The 16,116-nt window shown below is 44.6% G+C and carries 19 protein-coding genes; 13 read left to right on the forward strand and 6 right to left on the reverse strand.

Going from position 1 to position 16,116, the window contains the following annotated elements; all coding sequences use genetic code 11:
* Nucleotides 1-6 precede the first annotated feature (6 nt).
* Nucleotides 7-858: a peptide chain release factor N(5)-glutamine methyltransferase gene (gene prmC, locus I2I33_RS18710; protein ID WP_229128381.1), complete on the forward strand. Its 852-nt coding sequence runs from the start codon at nucleotides 7-9 to the stop codon at nucleotides 856-858.
* A 12-nt stretch (nucleotides 859-870) separates the two neighbouring features.
* Nucleotides 871-1,326, forward strand: a complete 456-nt coding sequence (locus I2I33_RS18715) for a regulatory protein RecX (RefSeq protein WP_087421026.1) — start codon at nucleotides 871-873, stop codon at nucleotides 1,324-1,326.
* A gap of 1 nt (nucleotide 1,327) precedes the next feature.
* On the opposite strand, the gene I2I33_RS18720 is transcribed toward I2I33_RS18715, so the two are convergent.
* Both I2I33_RS18720 and I2I33_RS18725 read right to left on the reverse strand, forming a co-directional pair.
* Nucleotides 1,328-2,047 (reverse strand): Crp/Fnr family transcriptional regulator, encoded by a 720-nt coding sequence (locus I2I33_RS18720; protein WP_087421027.1) that lies wholly within the window; start codon nucleotides 2,045-2,047, stop codon nucleotides 1,328-1,330.
* A gap of 22 nt (nucleotides 2,048-2,069) precedes the next feature.
* Nucleotides 2,070-3,650, reverse strand: a complete 1,581-nt coding sequence (locus I2I33_RS18725; RefSeq protein WP_087421028.1) for an NAD+ synthase — start codon at nucleotides 3,648-3,650, stop codon at nucleotides 2,070-2,072.
* 149 nt (nucleotides 3,651-3,799) lie between these two features.
* On the opposite strand from I2I33_RS18725, the gene I2I33_RS18730 reads away from it, so the two are divergent.
* Nucleotides 3,800-4,336 carry a 5-formyltetrahydrofolate cyclo-ligase gene (locus tag I2I33_RS18730; protein ID WP_087421029.1) on the forward strand — a complete coding sequence of 179 codons (537 nt, stop codon included), beginning with the start codon at nucleotides 3,800-3,802 and terminating at the stop codon, nucleotides 4,334-4,336.
* 323 nt (nucleotides 4,337-4,659) lie between these two features.
* On the opposite strand, the gene I2I33_RS18735 is transcribed toward I2I33_RS18730, so the two are convergent.
* Nucleotides 4,660-4,830, reverse strand: coding sequence for a DUF362 domain-containing protein (locus I2I33_RS18735; RefSeq protein ID WP_071595998.1), 171 nt, complete (start codon nucleotides 4,828-4,830; stop codon nucleotides 4,660-4,662).
* Nucleotides 4,831-5,198: 368 nt separating this feature from the next.
* Here I2I33_RS18735 and I2I33_RS18740 point away from each other — a divergent pair, with 368 nt between their 5' ends.
* From I2I33_RS18740 to I2I33_RS18785, 10 genes are all read left to right on the forward strand, one after another.
* Complete coding sequence (locus tag I2I33_RS18740) at nucleotides 5,199-5,768, forward strand: 50S ribosomal protein L25/general stress protein Ctc (RefSeq protein WP_027202775.1); 570 nt, start codon at nucleotides 5,199-5,201, stop codon at nucleotides 5,766-5,768.
* A gap of 20 nt (nucleotides 5,769-5,788) precedes the next feature.
* Complete coding sequence (gene pth, locus I2I33_RS18745; RefSeq protein WP_087421030.1) at nucleotides 5,789-6,358, forward strand: aminoacyl-tRNA hydrolase; 570 nt, start codon at nucleotides 5,789-5,791, stop codon at nucleotides 6,356-6,358.
* Between the two features lie 142 nt (nucleotides 6,359-6,500).
* Nucleotides 6,501-6,872: an RNA-binding S4 domain-containing protein gene (locus I2I33_RS18750; RefSeq protein WP_087421031.1), complete on the forward strand. Its 372-nt coding sequence runs from the start codon at nucleotides 6,501-6,503 to the stop codon at nucleotides 6,870-6,872.
* Between the two features lie 79 nt (nucleotides 6,873-6,951).
* Nucleotides 6,952-7,497: a DUF4924 family protein gene (locus tag I2I33_RS18755; protein WP_027202772.1), complete on the forward strand. Its 546-nt coding sequence runs from the start codon at nucleotides 6,952-6,954 to the stop codon at nucleotides 7,495-7,497.
* A 36-nt stretch (nucleotides 7,498-7,533) separates the two neighbouring features.
* Complete coding sequence (locus I2I33_RS18760; protein WP_087421032.1) at nucleotides 7,534-8,574, forward strand: hypothetical protein; 1,041 nt, start codon at nucleotides 7,534-7,536, stop codon at nucleotides 8,572-8,574.
* Nucleotide 8,575: 1 nt separating this feature from the next.
* A complete protein-coding gene (locus I2I33_RS18765) occupies nucleotides 8,576-9,793 on the forward strand; it encodes a M16 family metallopeptidase (RefSeq protein ID WP_087421033.1) in 1,218 nt (405 codons plus the stop codon).
* A gap of 8 nt (nucleotides 9,794-9,801) precedes the next feature.
* Nucleotides 9,802-10,443 (forward strand): O-methyltransferase, encoded by a 642-nt coding sequence (locus tag I2I33_RS18770; protein WP_087421034.1) that lies wholly within the window; start codon nucleotides 9,802-9,804, stop codon nucleotides 10,441-10,443.
* A 90-nt stretch (nucleotides 10,444-10,533) separates the two neighbouring features.
* Nucleotides 10,534-11,328, forward strand: coding sequence for a thymidylate synthase (locus tag I2I33_RS18775; RefSeq protein WP_087421035.1), 795 nt, complete (start codon nucleotides 10,534-10,536; stop codon nucleotides 11,326-11,328).
* A gap of 173 nt (nucleotides 11,329-11,501) precedes the next feature.
* Nucleotides 11,502-11,990 (forward strand): dihydrofolate reductase, encoded by a 489-nt coding sequence (locus tag I2I33_RS18780; protein WP_087421036.1) that lies wholly within the window; start codon nucleotides 11,502-11,504, stop codon nucleotides 11,988-11,990.
* The gene (locus I2I33_RS18785) at nucleotides 11,987-12,724 is read left to right on the forward strand and encodes a hypothetical protein (RefSeq protein ID WP_087421037.1); all 738 of its coding nucleotides are present in this window, start codon (nucleotides 11,987-11,989) and stop codon (nucleotides 12,722-12,724) included. The genes I2I33_RS18780 and I2I33_RS18785 overlap by 4 nt, the downstream gene beginning before the upstream one ends.
* Before the next feature lies 1 nt (nucleotide 12,725).
* On the opposite strand, the gene I2I33_RS18790 is transcribed toward I2I33_RS18785, so the two are convergent.
* Genes I2I33_RS18790 through I2I33_RS18800 form a run of 3 tightly spaced genes read right to left on the reverse strand, consistent with a single transcriptional unit; the run spans nucleotide 12,726 to nucleotide 15,581 of the window.
* Nucleotides 12,726-13,778 carry a CDP-glycerol glycerophosphotransferase family protein gene (locus I2I33_RS18790; protein WP_087421038.1) on the reverse strand — a complete coding sequence of 351 codons (1,053 nt, stop codon included), beginning with the start codon at nucleotides 13,776-13,778 and terminating at the stop codon, nucleotides 12,726-12,728.
* Nucleotides 13,775-14,512 (reverse strand): sugar phosphate nucleotidyltransferase, encoded by a 738-nt coding sequence (locus tag I2I33_RS18795; RefSeq protein WP_087421039.1) that lies wholly within the window; start codon nucleotides 14,510-14,512, stop codon nucleotides 13,775-13,777. Before I2I33_RS18795 ends, I2I33_RS18790 begins: the two co-directional genes overlap by 4 nt.
* 13 nt (nucleotides 14,513-14,525) lie before the next feature.
* Nucleotides 14,526-15,581: a pyridoxal phosphate-dependent aminotransferase gene (locus tag I2I33_RS18800; protein WP_087421307.1), complete on the reverse strand. Its 1,056-nt coding sequence runs from the start codon at nucleotides 15,579-15,581 to the stop codon at nucleotides 14,526-14,528.
* Nucleotides 15,582-16,116 lie beyond the last annotated feature (535 nt).

Raw genomic sequence — 16,116 nt, forward strand, 5'->3', positions numbered from 1 at the left:
AATACGATGTTTGATTTACAACAATACGCATTACAGGAGCTAAAGGATACTTATACCGAGCATGAAATAAAAGTTTTATGCTCTCTTGCCTTTTGCAAACTGTTGCATTATACAAATATAGACATACATCTTAAAAAACACGAATTTTTAGCAAAAAGCTTTATCGATAAATTCGTTCAAATCGTGGAAGAGTTAAAAACGGATAAACCGATCCAGTATATATTGGGAGGAACGGAATTTGCCGGTATTGATTTCCAGCTAAATAGTGAAACCTTGATTCCCCGGCCGGAGACGGAAGAACTGGTGATGTGGATCGTGGAATCGGGAGTGCAGCCGGGTGCGAGTGTCTTGGATATTGGAACGGGGAGTGGGTGTATCATCGTGTCGTTGGGTAAGTTGTTGAAAGGAGTACAGCTTTGTGGGGTGGATATTTCCCCGGAGGCCGTGCGGCAAGCTGCCGACAATGCCCGGAGAAATGGCGTGGAGGTGAAATTTGAAGTACGTGATATATTGCGTTACGAGGAATGGGAATGGTCCGGTTTCGACGTGATCGTGAGTAATCCGCCTTATGTGCGGGAGTCGGAGAAGGCGCTTATGCACGATCGGGTGTTGAATTATGAACCCTCCCGGGCTCTTTTCGTGCCGGATACTGATCCGTTAATGTTTTACCGGAAGATTGCCGGATTCGGTCGTGATCATCTGAACCGGGGTGGATTGCTGTTTTTCGAGATCAACGAGGCTTTTGGGAAAGAAACCGTCGAGTTACTTCGGGAGATGGGGTACGAGGAGGTTGAGTTGCGGAAGGATATTAATGAACGGGAGAGAATGGTGAAAGCCCGGGGAAATTTTAAATTCTAAATTACATCGAAAGTGGATGCGAAGAAAGCGTTGAATATTGTTGCCGGGCAGTGTAGTAAAAAGGAGTATTGTAGTTTTGATATTCTTAAAAAGTTACAGAGGTGGGAGTTAGAGGAAAAGGATATTGCCGCAGTTATGGAGTTTTTGGTGAAGAATCATTTCTTGGATGATACTCGCTTTGCAGAGGCGTATGCCCGGGATAAGCATCGTTTTAATCGCTGGGGAAAGTTGAAGATCATGCAGATGCTCCGGCAAAAGCGTGTGCCGGAACGTATTATCGAACAGGCTTTGTCTTCTTTACCCGATGAGGAAAGTGACGCCACGTGTCTGGCGCTGTTGAAACAAAAGAATCGGGGATTAAAAGAGGAGGACCCGTATAAGCGAAAAGCAAAGCTTTTTCGCTTTGCCTTGAGTCGTGGCTTTGATTATGAAACCATTAGCCGGTGTATCGATCAATTGCAGGATTGAATTATCCCATCTCGCTTACTTTTTCCAGCGCCTCCATGTTCGTGATCTTGATTTGCTTGCCGGAGAGTTCCAGTATGCCTTCCGAGGCAAAGTTGGAGAGCGTGCGGATGGCATTGGAGGTGGTCATGTTCGAGAGATTGGCCATGTCTTCCCGCGAGAGACAAATTTTCAAGGTCATGTTATCGTCCTCGAACCCGTAAGTGTCTTTCAGCACGAGCAAGGCTTCTGCCAGACGTCCGCGAATATGTTTTTGCGTGAGTGTTACTGTTCGGCGGTTCGAGAATCCGAGGTCGGTAGCCAACGCCCGGATCACGTTCATGGCAACATCCGAGTTACTGCGCACGATACCGAAAATAAGTTCTGTTTTCATGATGCAGACAATAGATTCTTCCAGCGCCTCCGCTGATGCGATGTGCATTTCCTCGGCAAAGAAAGCCCGGTAGCCGATAAACCCGACGGGTTTTGCCATACGCACGATTTGTTCCCGTCCCGCGATACCTTTCTTGGCGATTTTGGCTTTCCCGGTGATCAGACAAATTAACCCGAAAGGTTTATTTCCTTCTTCGTAAATCAAGTCTCCTTTCCTGTACATTTTGCAAATGCTGGTTTGGCGAATAATGCTTTTGCTACTTTCGTCAAGACTTGCAAAAAGGGAATTGGGACTATCAATGCAAATGTTGCAATATTTTTCGTGTAACTCTTTGTCTTTTATCGTTCTCATAAATTCGTTCTCTTATCTGGTGTTATAGTTTGGCAACAAGTGGCATACGGCGTCCGCTGCCGAACGCTTTTTTACTGACTTTCAGTATTGGCGGGCATTGTGCCCGTTTGTAGTCGTTACGATTGACCAAGGTTATCGTTTTTTCAACGATTTCCGGGACGAATCCTTTCGCTATAATTTCCTGTTTGGAACTATTTTCTTCGAGATATAGTTTCAAGATCGCGTCCAGCGTGTCGTAATCCGGTAGAGAGTCCTGATCTTTTTGCCCGGGCCGTAGTTCGGCAGAGGGGGCTTTCGTGATGGTATTCTCGGGGATTAATTCCCCGTTTCGGTTCACGTAACGGGATAATTTGTACACGTCGGTTTTGTACACGTCGCCCAGCACGGAAAGCGATCCGCACAAGTCCCCGTACAGGGTACCATAACCCACGGCTGCCTCGCTTTTATTGGAGGTGTTCAAAAGGATGTGACCGAATTTATTGGAAATGGCCATAACGAGAGACCCGCGAATACGGGCTTGTAGGTTTTCTTCGGCCACGTTGAAGGGAGCATCCTTGAAGACAGGGTGTAGTGTGGCGATAAAGTTGTCGTATATTTCTTTTATGGGTAAGGTTTCGTGTGAGATCCCCAAGTTTCTTGCCAGATCAACGGCATCCGTGACAGAGTGGTCGGTGGAGAATCGGGAAGGCATCAGTATGCCCAGCACGTTCTCTTTTCCAAGGGCTTCTGTAGCCAATGCGGCAACGAGGGCCGAATCGATTCCCCCGGAAAGTCCGATTACGGCTTTCGAGAACCCGTTTTTGTGGAAGAAATCTTTTATTCCGAGGATAAGTGCATCGTGAATAAGAGCAATGGTATCCGGTCCTTTTTCTTTGAGGGCCGGGGCATTAAGCAGTCTTTCCGTGTCGATGATCATGAAATCTTCTTTGAACGCGGCTAGTTTGTATGTTGAAATCCCTTTGCTGTTGACCACGAAGGAGTTTCCGTCAAATATCAGGGAGGCGTTCGCTCCCACGTGATTGAGTGATATGAGCGGGCATTTCTGTTTCCGTGCGATGTATGATAGACTTTCTTTCCGGTAAGCAAAACTTTCCGTGGTGAAAGGTGTCGAACCGACATGTACGATGATCGTGTCGGTCTTCTCGATCATGTTGGATTCGTACTCGTCGAAGATGACCCGGATATTCTGGTTCTTGTAGCGTAGGGGCGTGTTGGATTCTCCCGGGATGAAGTATCGACTCTCGTCGAAAACGTCGTAGTCGCTCAATATGGTTTTGTTTACCCCGCCTCGCACTTCCCCGTCATACATGAAAAACATGGCGTTCATCAGGATGCCATCTTCCAAGTCTAGGTTCGGGCCGCCCACTAATGCCGCTATATTATGGCATTGCTCGGCGATCTTTTCAATGCTGACACGACATTCGTTCACGAAATATTCTTTCTCGAAAAGGTCTTGCGGGTAAGCCCCACAGATGGCGTGTTCGGGAAAAAGAACGAGTTCCGCTTTCATGGCTTTCGCCTTTTTTATGGCAGCAATAATAAAATCCTTATTTTTGGAAATATCTCCGATGTGGTAGTTGATTTGAGGTATCGCTATTTTCATAATTCTGCACGTTGTATCCCTTGACGGGATGGATTGTTGGTAAGCGTCCAAATAAATCTGGTAACTCTTTGGCAGCTTGTTTTGTTTATTGCTGCAAAAGTACGATTTTTGCGCAAAATAATGAATAAAGATTAGGAAGATTGTTTACCATGGATAAAAAAGAATTGCGGAAACAGGTTAAAGTTTTGAAAAGCCAGTATTCTCTGGAACAAAAGGTGGAGATGTCTCGTCCCTTGTGGAAGGAGTTGGAACAGACGGATTTTTTCAAGGAGGCCCGGACCGTGTTGCTCTACTGGTCGATGGACGACGAGGTGTTCACGCATGATTACGTCTGCAAGTGGGCGGGGGAGAAGACTGTCCTATTGCCTTGCGTGAAAGGGGACGTGTTGGAATTACGGGTGTTCAAGGGCATGGAATCCCTGCAACCGGGGGAGGCTTTCGGCATACTGGAGCCTGTTGGCGAATTATACACGGATTACGACGCGATTGACTTGATTGTCGTGCCGGGCGTGGCTTTTGATCACCACGGGAATCGTCTGGGACGAGGTCGCGGGTATTACGATAAGATTTTGAAAGAGACACGTGTTGCCCGGAAAGTGGGGATTTGTTTCGGATTCCAGTTCGTGGAAGAGGTGCCTGTCGATGAGCTGGACGTGCGGATGGATCTCGTGATTCATGGGATTTGACGGGGCATTCCTTAGGTAAAGTTTGAAAATTGGGTGGCTGTTGGGCGGTTGTTGGGTGACTGTTAGGCGCTGTCGCCCGATTGTCGCCGCCTTATCGCCCGATTATTGCCGCCATTTTAACAAAGTATAAGTAAAAATAACTTTGGCCACGTTCCGGTTGTTCACGGGAACAAGGATATGACTTGCAAACAAGCGTGAGGCATCGTGCTTTTACAAATCCGTGAGAAGGGTTGATTTGAGGGAGTTATCGGTAATGGTTTCGAATAGGTACAAAAAGAAAGCTGCCCGAGAGAGGCAGCTTTGTTCTTTTCTTTTTATGATGATTAAGCTTCTTTCGGAGCTCCAACAGGACATACACCAGCGCAAGCCCCGCATGAGATACATTCATCAGCATTGATTTGATAGTGATCATCACCCATAGAGATTGCTCCTACCGGGCACTCTGATTCACATGCTCCACAAGAAATACAATCATCAGATATTACGTAAGCCATTTCTAAAAAAATTTGTTTGTTAATAATGACGCGAAAATAAGACCTATAATTGAAACAAAAAACTTTTTCAGAATAAAAAGGGTTGTTCCGTGTGAAAACTTGTCATTGAAAATGGCGGATTTTTGATTGTTTATTATTGATTTTCAGTGTGTTGTTTTGGTTTTTGATGTGGTATTGATGAATGCTTATTTATATTGATTGTAAACTTTGGAAAAAGGAAAAAGTGTTGTGATTCTGATAATTTGTTCGTACATTTGCGCCGCATTAAAAGTACGGGGATAGTTTTAAACGTGTAATGGGAATGCAGACGTGGCTTATAACCCCGGGGCATCAGTCTGGATTTGAGTAGCACAAGCAATGTTATTATTATGCAAGTATTTGATTTAAAAGGAGAAGTAAGAAACGATTTAGGTAAAAAAGCTACCAAGGCTGTAAGATATGCGGAGAAAGTTCCATGCGTTCTTTATGGTGGAGAGGCAAACGTTCATTTCGCGGTTTTGGATAAAGATTTGAAGAAACTTCTTTACACTCCTAATGTATATCTGGTAAATTTGGATCTTGATGGTAAATCTTACGGAGCCGTGATGAGAGATATTCAATTTCACCCGGTGACGGATAAGGTTTTACATATTGATTTCTACCAGACCTCAGAGGATAAGCCAGTTGTAATGGACGTTCCTGTTCGGGTTACGGGACACGCTGCCGGAGTTCAAGCCGGAGGTAAGTTGGCTATCATCACTCGTAAGTTGAAAGTAAAAGCTCTTCCGAAAGATATGCCGGATGAAGTGGTTGTTGATGTTACTTCTTTAGGTGTTGGTAAGGCTATTAAAGTACAGGATATTCACGTGGAAGGCGTAGAGTTAATGAATGCCAAGAGCGTTGTGGTTGCTCAGGTTAAATTGACAAGAGCTGCAAGAGCTGCACAAAGCGCTCAATAGTAGTTTGAAAAAATAGACAGATGAAATATCTTATTGTGGGATTGGGCAACATAGGTCCCGAGTACCAGAATACACGACATAACATCGGATTTAAAGTATTGGACGCCTTTGCTAAGGCGTCCAATGCTGTTTTTGAAGATATGCGTTATGGTGCGGTTGCCACGGTGAAGTTGAAGGGACGTACCCTGATTTTGTTGAAACCGAATACGTACATGAACCTGAGTGGTAAGGCGGTCAGTTACTGGATGCAAAAAGAGAAAATCGAGTTGTCGAACCTTTTCGTGGTGGTGGATGACTTGGCGTTACCTTTCGGGACGATCCGTTTGAGAGGCAAGGGAAGTGACGGGGGACATAACGGTTTGAAGAGTATTAACCAGTTGTTGGGAACACAGGATTACGCTCGTTTGCGTTTTGGTATCGGGAACGAGTTCCCCAAGGGGAAACAGGTGGATTACGTGTTGGGAGAGTGGTCTTCGGAGGAAGAGGAACGTTTCCCGGCCATGTTAAAGCATTGCGGTGAGGTGATCGAGAATTTTATTTTTATCGGGGTAGATAAGACGATGAGCCTGTGTAATAATTTGCGATTTTAGATTTACGATTTGTGATTTTGAAGTCGTGATTCCGAATTTTAAAATGAAGATTTCAGGTTCGTGATTTCAGGTCAGCATTTGTTTTGTCATTTGCAGAATAAGTTTTAGCTTTGACAGATTGTAAGTTATAAATGAATAAGCCGTGGAGAAGGTTAGAATAGATAAATGGTTGTGGGCGGTTCGGATTTTCAAAACCCGCTCGTTAGCCGCAGAGGAATGTGGTAAAGGTCACGTCTCTATCGGTGATGCGCACGTAAAAGCGTCCCGAGAGGTAAAGGTCGGGGATGTCGTGAAAGTACGGGTTCCGCCGATTGAACGGGAATACGTGGTGAAACAAATCACCGATAAACGAATGTCTGCCCAGTTGGCCGTCGATTTCGTGGAAGAGATCACCCCGCAGGAGAAACTGGATATTCTCCGGGGAACTTTCATGCAATTCGAGAGCCGGGATCGAGGAACAGGACGTCCCACGAAACGGGATCGAAGGTTGATTGATAAACTCAAAGAACTTTGAAATTTTAGATTTGATGATTTTAGATTCCAGCCGTACAAGGCTCATGTTTCTAATCGTAAATCGTAAATCATAAATTAGTATGTTGATAGCGCGCGAGAAGAGAAAGAGTAATGTGGCCGAATATATTCTGTATATGTGGCAGGTGGAGGATATGTTGAGGGCGATGCAGATGGATATTGAGCTGGTGAACCGGAACGTGGTGAGCCAGTTCGGGGGGGATGATGCGACACGGAAGGAGATCAGCGATTGGTATGACAACTTGATCGAGATGATGAGGAAAGAGGAGGTGACGAAGAGCGGGCACGTGCAGGTGGTGAAGAACATGGTGAACGAGTTGACGGAGTTGCATTTCCATTTACTCCATAACGTGCAGGATATGAAGTACAAGCAGTTGTTCATGATGGCCGCGAATAATTTGCTGGATTATCGCCGGAAGACGAACTTGCCGGAGGAGGTTTCCGATGTCGAGCTGGCACTTCATGCTCTTTATGGGCATTTGATGTTGCGATTACAGAAAAAAGAGATAAATTCGCAAACGACAATGGCAATGGAGACGTTTAGCCGGATGCTGGCTTACCTGGCACTGCGGTACAAAGAGGTGGAGGAGAACGAGGAGATGATGTGATTTGTTGTCGAGTAATTCATGATTAAATCAATCGATATGAAGAGATTATTATTGTTGGTAATTGTTTTGTTCGGAGCGGTAAACGCTTGGGCAGAGGAGGGATCAAAGGAATTTAAGAAGAGCTTTCCCGCGGCATCCATTAACGAGTTGACGGTTACGAACCGCTATGGGAATATCGATGTTAAGCAGGAAGGTGACGAGTTTTCCATCACGACTTCCGTGTGGGTGGAGGCAAAAACAAAAGCCAAGGTTGACGAGATATTAGAGTATATTTCCATAACGGCCAAGGAGCAAGGGGCTGTGTTGAACGTGGAGACGTTGTTCCAGAAGGATATGAGCCTGCGGCAGATGTTCGCGGGGGTGACGGTGAGCGTTGACTATCATATTAAGGTTCCGAAAGGTAAGAAAGTACGTCTGGTATGCACGGAGGGAGGCGCCTCGGTGGCCGATTTCGTGGGGGATATGAGCGTGGAGATCGTATCCGGTAATTTTAAGGCCAATTCAGTGACGGGGGGAGAGTTTTCCGTGAAACAGAATAAGGGAGAATTTGAGGTGGAGAAATTGGGAAACATGACGGCCGAGTTCAAATCCTGTAAGGTGAAGATCGGGGAAGGGAAGGAGATGAAACTGGATTGCACGTCGACGACTTTGCAGTTGATGGAGGCGGATAAACTTTCGTTGAAGACATCGGGAGGAACCTGTTATCTGGGGATGGTTGAGGATATGGACGGGACTTCTTTCTACACGAAATACGAGGTGCAGGATATTGGCGGGTCGCTCAAGATGGATATGCGTTGGGGAGAGTTGAACGTGCGTAATATCAATTTCTCGTTCGCTACTGTTGACGTGAAAGGTTCTTCCACGAAGGTGGGATTGACTTTCATGGAAGGATGCGGTTACACGCTGGAGTTGGCACGTAATAAAAATTTGAAGGTGGAATTGCCCGAGGGCGTGGCGCTGGAGAGTAAACCGACGACGGATAAGAATACCGTGCTGGAGACCGGGTTTATCGGGAATAAAAAATACGCGGGAAAAGTGAATCTGAATTTGTCGGGAGGAAGTCTTTTTATTCAATAAAATGTATCAAACACATATATTTGCTAATGGATTACGATTAATCCATAACTATGTTCCGAATAAAGCCGCTTATTGCGGGTTGATTATAAACGTGGGGAGCCGGGATGAACGGGAGGATGAACTGGGGATGGCTCATTTTATAGAACACGTGATTTTTAAAGGTACGGAGAAACGTAAAGCCTATCATATATTGAGTCGTCTGGAAGATGTCGGGGGTGAGTTGAATGCTTATACCACGAAGGAGGACACGTGCGTGTATGCCACGTTTATGGCAAAGGATTACGAGCGTACGTTGGAATTGTTTGCCGACATCGTGTTTCATTCTGTGTTCCCGGAGAAGGAGATAGAGAAGGAGAAAGACGTGGTACTGGATGAGATAAACTCGTACAAGGATAACCCGGGAGAGTTGATTTTCGACGATTTCGAGGAACTGATTTATACCGGTTACCCGATCGGACGGAATATTCTGGGGGACGAGGTTTCCGTGGAACGGATTTCCCGGGATATGGTGTTGGATTTCGTGAGACGTAATTATTTCCCGAACCGGATGGTGATTAGCTCGGTCGGGGATATCCCGTTCGAGAAATTGGTACGTTTGGTGGAAAAGTATTTTTCGCCTTACGAGGCCGGAACTCCATTAAGGACCCGGATTAAGCCGGAAATTTATACTCCCCGTTTCGTGGAGATGGATCGGGACACGCACCAAAGTCATTGTATTATCGGGAATATCGCTTACGATTACACGGAGGATAACCGATTGGCGTTATCGCTGTTGATGAACTTGTTGGGAGGGACTGGGATGAATTCTCGTTTGAATTTGAATATCCGTGAAAAGTACGGTTTGGCTTATAATATCGAGGCGTCGTACACGCCTTATTCGGACACGGGGGTATCCATGATTTATTTCGGTTGTGACCCGGAAAATGCCGAATGGTGTCTGAATTTGTGCAAGAAGGAAATGCGGGCCTTGTATGAAGAAAAGTTGGGGCCCTTGCAGTTGAAACGGGCAAAGGCTCAGATGGTGGGGCAACTGGCGATCTCGTCGGAGAATTACGAGAACTTGATGTTGTCGATCGGGAAGAGTTTCCTGATTTACGATAAGGTGGATAGTCTTGAAGATATTTATACCCAGATCGAGGAAATTACACCGGAGTTGCTGATCCGGGTGGCAAAGGAGGTCTTCGACGTGGAGAAGCAATCTGTATTACTATATAAATAGAGTCCGTCATGTTGGAAATGGATGCTGAATTGGAACAATATATATTGGCGCATAGCGAGCCGGAGGGGGAAGTGTTGGCCGAGTTGTCAAGGGCGACCCATCTGAATGTATTGCGTCCGAGAATGTTATCCGGGAATTTGCAAGGGCAGTTCCTGAAGATGATATGCCGGATGATTGGCGCCCGTCGGGTGTTGGAGATCGGGACGTACACGGGGTATGCCGCTATTTCGATGGCTGCCGGGTTGGAGAAAGGGGGTGTGCTGCACACGATTGACGTGAATGATGAGTTGGAAGATTTCACTCGCCAATATATTGAAAAAAGCGGTTTGCAGGAGCGTATCGTTTTTCACGTGGGGGATGCTTGCAAGATTATTCCCACGCTGGATGAAATGTTTGATCTGGTGTTTATCGATGCCGATAAACGGGAATATTCGGAATATTACCGTTTGGTGTTTGATAAGGTTCGTCACGGGGGAATCATTGTCGCGGATGACGTGTTGTGGGATGGCAAGGTGGCGGACCCGCGAGTGAAACCGGATGCCCAAACGAAAGGTATATTGGACTTTAATGAAATGGTGCAGGCTGATAGCCGGGTGGAGAATATCCTGTTGCCTGTTCGTCACGGGCTAATGATCGTGAGAAAAGTTTAGAATTTAAAATTTAAAGGCTATCTTTGTTCTATCATCTATTGAAAATTGAATAGCGCATTTTCAATTTTCAATTTTCAATTTTCAATTATTATGAGGCAATATTTAGATTTACTGGATAGAATTTTGACGGAGGGGACGGTGAAGGAGGACCGGACGGGGACGGGAACGATTAGCGTGTTCGGTCACCAGATGCGGTTTAACCTGGAAGAAGGTTTCCCTTTGCTGACCACGAAGAAATTGCATTTGAAGTCAATTATATACGAGTTGTTGTGGTTCTTGAACGGCGATACGAACGTAAAGTATTTGCACGATCACGGGGTGAGTATCTGGGATGAATGGGCAGATGAAGAGGGGGGATTGGGACATATCTATGGTTACCAATGGCGTTCATGGCCTAAGCCGGACGGGACTTCTCTGGATCAGATTTCCCAAGTGGTGCATGACATTAAACATAGTCCGAATTCCCGTCGGTTGATCGTGAGTGCATGGAATGCCGGGGATATTGAAAATATGGCATTGCCCCCTTGTCACGCGTTATTTCAGTTTTACGTGGCTAACGGGAAATTATCCTGCCAATTGTATCAGCGTAGTGCCGATACTTTTTTAGGCGTGCCGTTTAATATTGCCTCGTATGCTTTGTTGACCATGATGATGGCGCAAGTGTGCGGTTTGAAACCGGGAGAATTTGTACATACCTTGGGTGACACGCATATTTACTTGAATCATATCGAACAGGTGAAATTGCAGTTGACACGTGAACCCCGTGCTTTACCCCGGATGGAAATCAACCCGGATGTGAAAAGCATATTCGATTTTAAATACGAAGATTTCACGTTGTGCGATTATAACCCGCATCCACATATAAAGGGGGCGATATCGGTATAATGTAGAATTTAGAGTTTAAAATTTAGAATGAAAAGATTCCCGAAGACGCTCTCTGTCAGAGAAAGCTAAAAGGTAAAAGTTAAAAACTAAAAGTTGAAAGTAGTAAATTTAGAAGCGTTGATTTTGTGGGTAGAAATCTAAAATCATAAATCATTAAATCTAAAATTAATTCGATGGTTTTATCAATAATAGTAGCAGCGGCAGAGAATAATGTTATCGGAAGGGATAACGGGTTGATATGGCGACTTTCGGCTGATTTGAAACGCTTTAAGGCATTGACCACGGGGCATACGATATTGATGGGACGGAAGACGTTCGAGTCGATCGGTCGGGCATTGCCTAACCGGAGAAATATTGTTATTTCCCGGAATCCGGAATTCGAGGCCGCAGAATGCGAGGTAGTGCATAGCGTGGAGGAGGCTTTGGAGTTGACGAAAAATGAAGACGAGGTGTTCGTGACCGGGGGCGGGACGATTTACAAGAAGTTGTGGAATAAAGCAGACCGGTTGTATCTTACCGTTGTCCATCAGGAATGTGAGGGCGATACAGTGATTCCGTCTGTTGACCCCGAAGTTTGGAGAGAGGTTGCGAGAGAAGTGGGGAAGGCGGATGAGAAAAATGAATGTGATTACACGTTTATAAATTACGAGCGGGTAAAATGATTGATTACCAAATTAATCCGAAATATAAGCCATTGGAAAAGGCCATTCTGGATATTCCTCGTCGTTTTGATCGAGAAGGAGAGGTCATTGATAATAAGCGGAACGTGATTAAGATATTGGACGTGGAAGGAGAACGTTTTAACGTGAAATCCTTTAAGAAACCCAATGTCATTAATCAATTTGCGTATGCTTACGTGCGGAAGGGAAAGGCTCAACGCTCGTTCGAGTATGCGAATACGTTGTTGGAGAGGGGTGTAGATACCCCGGAACCGATTGCTTGTATCGTTTATCGGAATGTCTTCGGGGTAACCCGTAGTTTTTATATTTCCCGGCAGGAAGAGTATGATTATACTTTTCGGGATTTGCGGGTGAAACGTCCGGCTGATCTGGAATTTATTTTACGAGAGTTTGCCCGGTTCACGTATCATTTTCACACACAATCCATCTATTTTATCGACCATTCACCGGGGAACACGTTGATCCGGAGAGAGGGTGAACGGGTTCATTTTATGTTGGTTGACTTGAACCGGATCAAGTTCATGACGATTTCCCCGTTGGTGGGATTGAAGAACTTTTACCGCTTGAATGCAACAGATGATATGATTGATATTATCGCGGACGAATATGCCCGATTAACACATTCGGACGCGATGGAAATGACCCGTTTGTTGAAAGAGTGGACTCATGCCCACGACGAGCAGGTACTCAAACGGAAAGCCAAGAAGAAGAGTTAGTTTATCTTCTTTTGACTTTGCCGAACTTCTTGATACTGGTGTATTTACGCCAAAGATTTAATTTCCGTTTCTTGGGTACTCCGTGGCGGGAGATATAGTCTCTGGCGGCGTCAAGCATACGGTGGCAAACTTTTCCGTCCAGGTAGGGGTCGTAGTTGTCAATGATCCATTTGCGTTTTGAGGCGAGTACGGCATCTTGAAGTACGAGATCGAAGGCGTCGGGAAGGTCTTCTGGGTTTTGAATATCCAGCCAGTAAATATCTTGGGCAATGGTCTTGTACGTGATGACCGGTTTGTCGAGTAGCAAAAATTCGTACACGGTCGAAGAGGTGTCACTAATCATGACATCGGCCATGATCTGGTATTTCGTGATATTGTGATCCTCTACCCAAAGCATATTTTCATGTTCCTCTGCCAATTGCCTGTATTCTTCCATCCATTCACTCCGGGTTAACGGGTGAAATTTCAGAATGAGCAGGACATCTTTTTCCCGGGCCAATTTCTCCAGTCCCTCTTTTATGAATGGTAGAGAAGTTAACGACGGGGAAAAGGTTGGGGCATACAAGGCCAATTTGCTTTTCTGGTGCTTTCGGAGTAGTGCGTTTTTTTCAGCGTCAAAAGTGTGGAGATTTTCATAAATCCAGTCTTGGCGAGGCCATCCTGTTTCTACAACTTCAAAATCCTTGTATTTTTTGGCAAGTGCTTTAAAGCCTTCCGTGAAGAATGGGCCTTGGGTAAAATAGGTGTCAAAATAACGGCGGATTACCCAATGATCCTTTTTCTCGGCAGCGTAGCCGTGAAAGATTTGTATTTTCACTCCCGGCAAGTAGTAGGGAACGATGTTGCAGGGAACGAATAGGGCATCCGGGGAAAAATCGTAAATTTCCTGTATGCTGTTTGTCCATTTCACCTCGTCTTTTAACGGAAAGTCCGGGATATTTTTGGGTTGAACATACCATATCACGGAATGTTCCCCTTCTTTATTGGCCTCGACTTCGAGAGGTTGTAAAATATTTATCGCGTATTTTTGTTCGCAGAATAGTACAATTTTCATGCTTGTAGGTGTTTGGGTATTCGATTGATGGCGTCGTGAAAATCTTCGGGAGTGTCAAGCTCCATGGAGAAATAGGCGCTCGTGTCCACCGGATAGAAATATTGTCCTCGTGCAATCAAGCGTTCGAAGGCTAATTCATAAAAAACATTATCCAGTTTTTCGTGTAGGATCATGTGTTCCAGTTCTTCGTGTAGGGCAAGGAGATAGGCATGAGATATTTTTTCAATGCCGATGGATTCACCGATGGCCTTTTCTATGGAACACGTTTTGCTGAGTTCCGTGATTTGATTTTTCCCGTTCACGATGACTTTGATCTCTTCCTCCCCGAGTTTATGACTGTCCAGTGCCAGGCAGTTAGCATGAGGGGCATCCCGTAATATTTTTATCACGAGCGGATCAAATAAAATGTCGCTGTCAAGTAGAATAATTTCTTTTTCCTGTTGAACTTCGGGTAATGCCAGCCACAAGGAATATATGTTATTGGTGGTGGCGTAAAGTTCATTGTGGATGAATTTGACGCTTAAAGAAGGATAGCGAGTTTGCACGAAGGATTCCAACATTTCATGCAAGTATCCGGTAACGATAATAATTTCACGGATATTATTTTCCAATAAGGCATCAATCGTTCTTTCCAACAAAGAACGATCGCCTATTTTTAGCAGGCATTTCGGCCGATCGTTTGTGAGCGGTCGTAACCGGGAGGCAATGCCCGCGGCAAGGATTATAGCTTTCATACACGTTGCCGGGTTAGGATGGGGTTGACACGACTTCTTTGATGGTGTCTATCACCAAACGGTTTTGTTTTTGGGTTCCCAACGTGATCCGCATGTGCGTGTTAATATCTTCCTCGTTCATGAATTTGATGATTAGGTCTTTCGCTTTGAACGCGTTCTGTAATTGGGATTTTAATGAAATCGGGTATTTCACCAGGATAAAGTTTGCTTCCGAGTGATACACTTTGAATCCTTCCAAGGCACCGATTTCCCGCATATAGGTTTCCCGGTCTTCTGCCATGAGGTCTGCCACGTTCTGGTAATAATCGTTTGCTTTCAATACGGCAATACCGATTTCTTCGGAAAGTCGGTTATAACCTAAGTATTTCGTGCTGTAATTCAAGAATGAGGACAAATTCTTCCCGATAAAGGCAAAGCCGAGACGTAATCCGGGAAGTCCGTAGAACTTGGAGAGGGTCCGGATGATCAGTAAATTCGGAAACTCTTCAATGAGTGGTTTTATGTATGACGTGTCTTTATTGCTAAAAGACGCGTAAGCCTCGTCAATGACAATGGCTGTTTCCCGGGGAATAAAGGAGAGGATTTCGTGTAACTCTTCTTTTGACAAGGAATTTCCGGTCGGATTGTTCGGGGAGGCGATTAACACGATTTCCGGGTTTTCCCGTTCTACCGTTTCCCGGATGCTCTGAATATCATATTTGAAGGTGTTTCCGTCCTCGAATAGCGGGTAGAAGATGGTTCGTCCGTTTACCTCGTCCGCGATGGATTTGTAGTACCACCACGAAAATTTAGGGATTAATAGTGTTTTTTGTTTTTGGCCACCGGATAGGAAGTAGTGAACGACTTGTTTTAATATATCTTCTCCACCATATCCCAAAATGACTTGTTTTTCCGGAATATCATATAGTTCGGCGATGTAATCGGATAGAATACTCTTTTTGCCTTCATCGTAAATTCTTGTGTAAAAACATAATTTGTCCGGATCAAAGTTTCTTAAGACTTTTTCAATTTCCGGGGCGGGACCGTAGTTGTATTCATTGCGGTCAAGGTATGCAATTTTCTTTCCCATCATAAATTGATCGTTTGTTGACATTTTTTCTGCATGTAATTTTCTCCAAGAAGGAATAAGCGCAACTAGCTGATTAACAGTTGTGATTAATAAATGAGTGTTTGTTTGTATTTGTTGAGTTTATTGGTTAAATTTGCGTATTATTAAACGATCATTTATTAATTTTAGCAATTTGCTGTTTTCTATCTTTTGGAGATAATAGTGATTATTGGTGTTATTATCTTCGCAAAGATAAAAACTTTCCTCTATTTATGATGAGAATTTGTGAACGAAATGGTGGTGTATCTATTTGTTATATAATAATTTGGGCACTTGAAATCGTTCACTTTGAGGCCGTGTAGCGGGGTCCAAAAGGAAAATACTTTACCTGCCAACGGGTCTGTAATTTTCGAAAAAGATTGAGCGGTTTTCTTTTAATTTTCCCCTTGTACTTGGCGATAAAGTCATCCACGGCATCGTGGAAAATATAAAGTCACTTGACCCACTATTATACTCTAAATTGACCCATCAAAAAAATATTAGAATTAAGTAGAGA

It is taken from the genome of Butyricimonas sp. BSD2780061689_150309_C8 (assembly GCF_015560935.1).
GTDB lineage: Bacteria > Bacteroidota > Bacteroidia > Bacteroidales > Marinifilaceae > Butyricimonas > Butyricimonas paravirosa.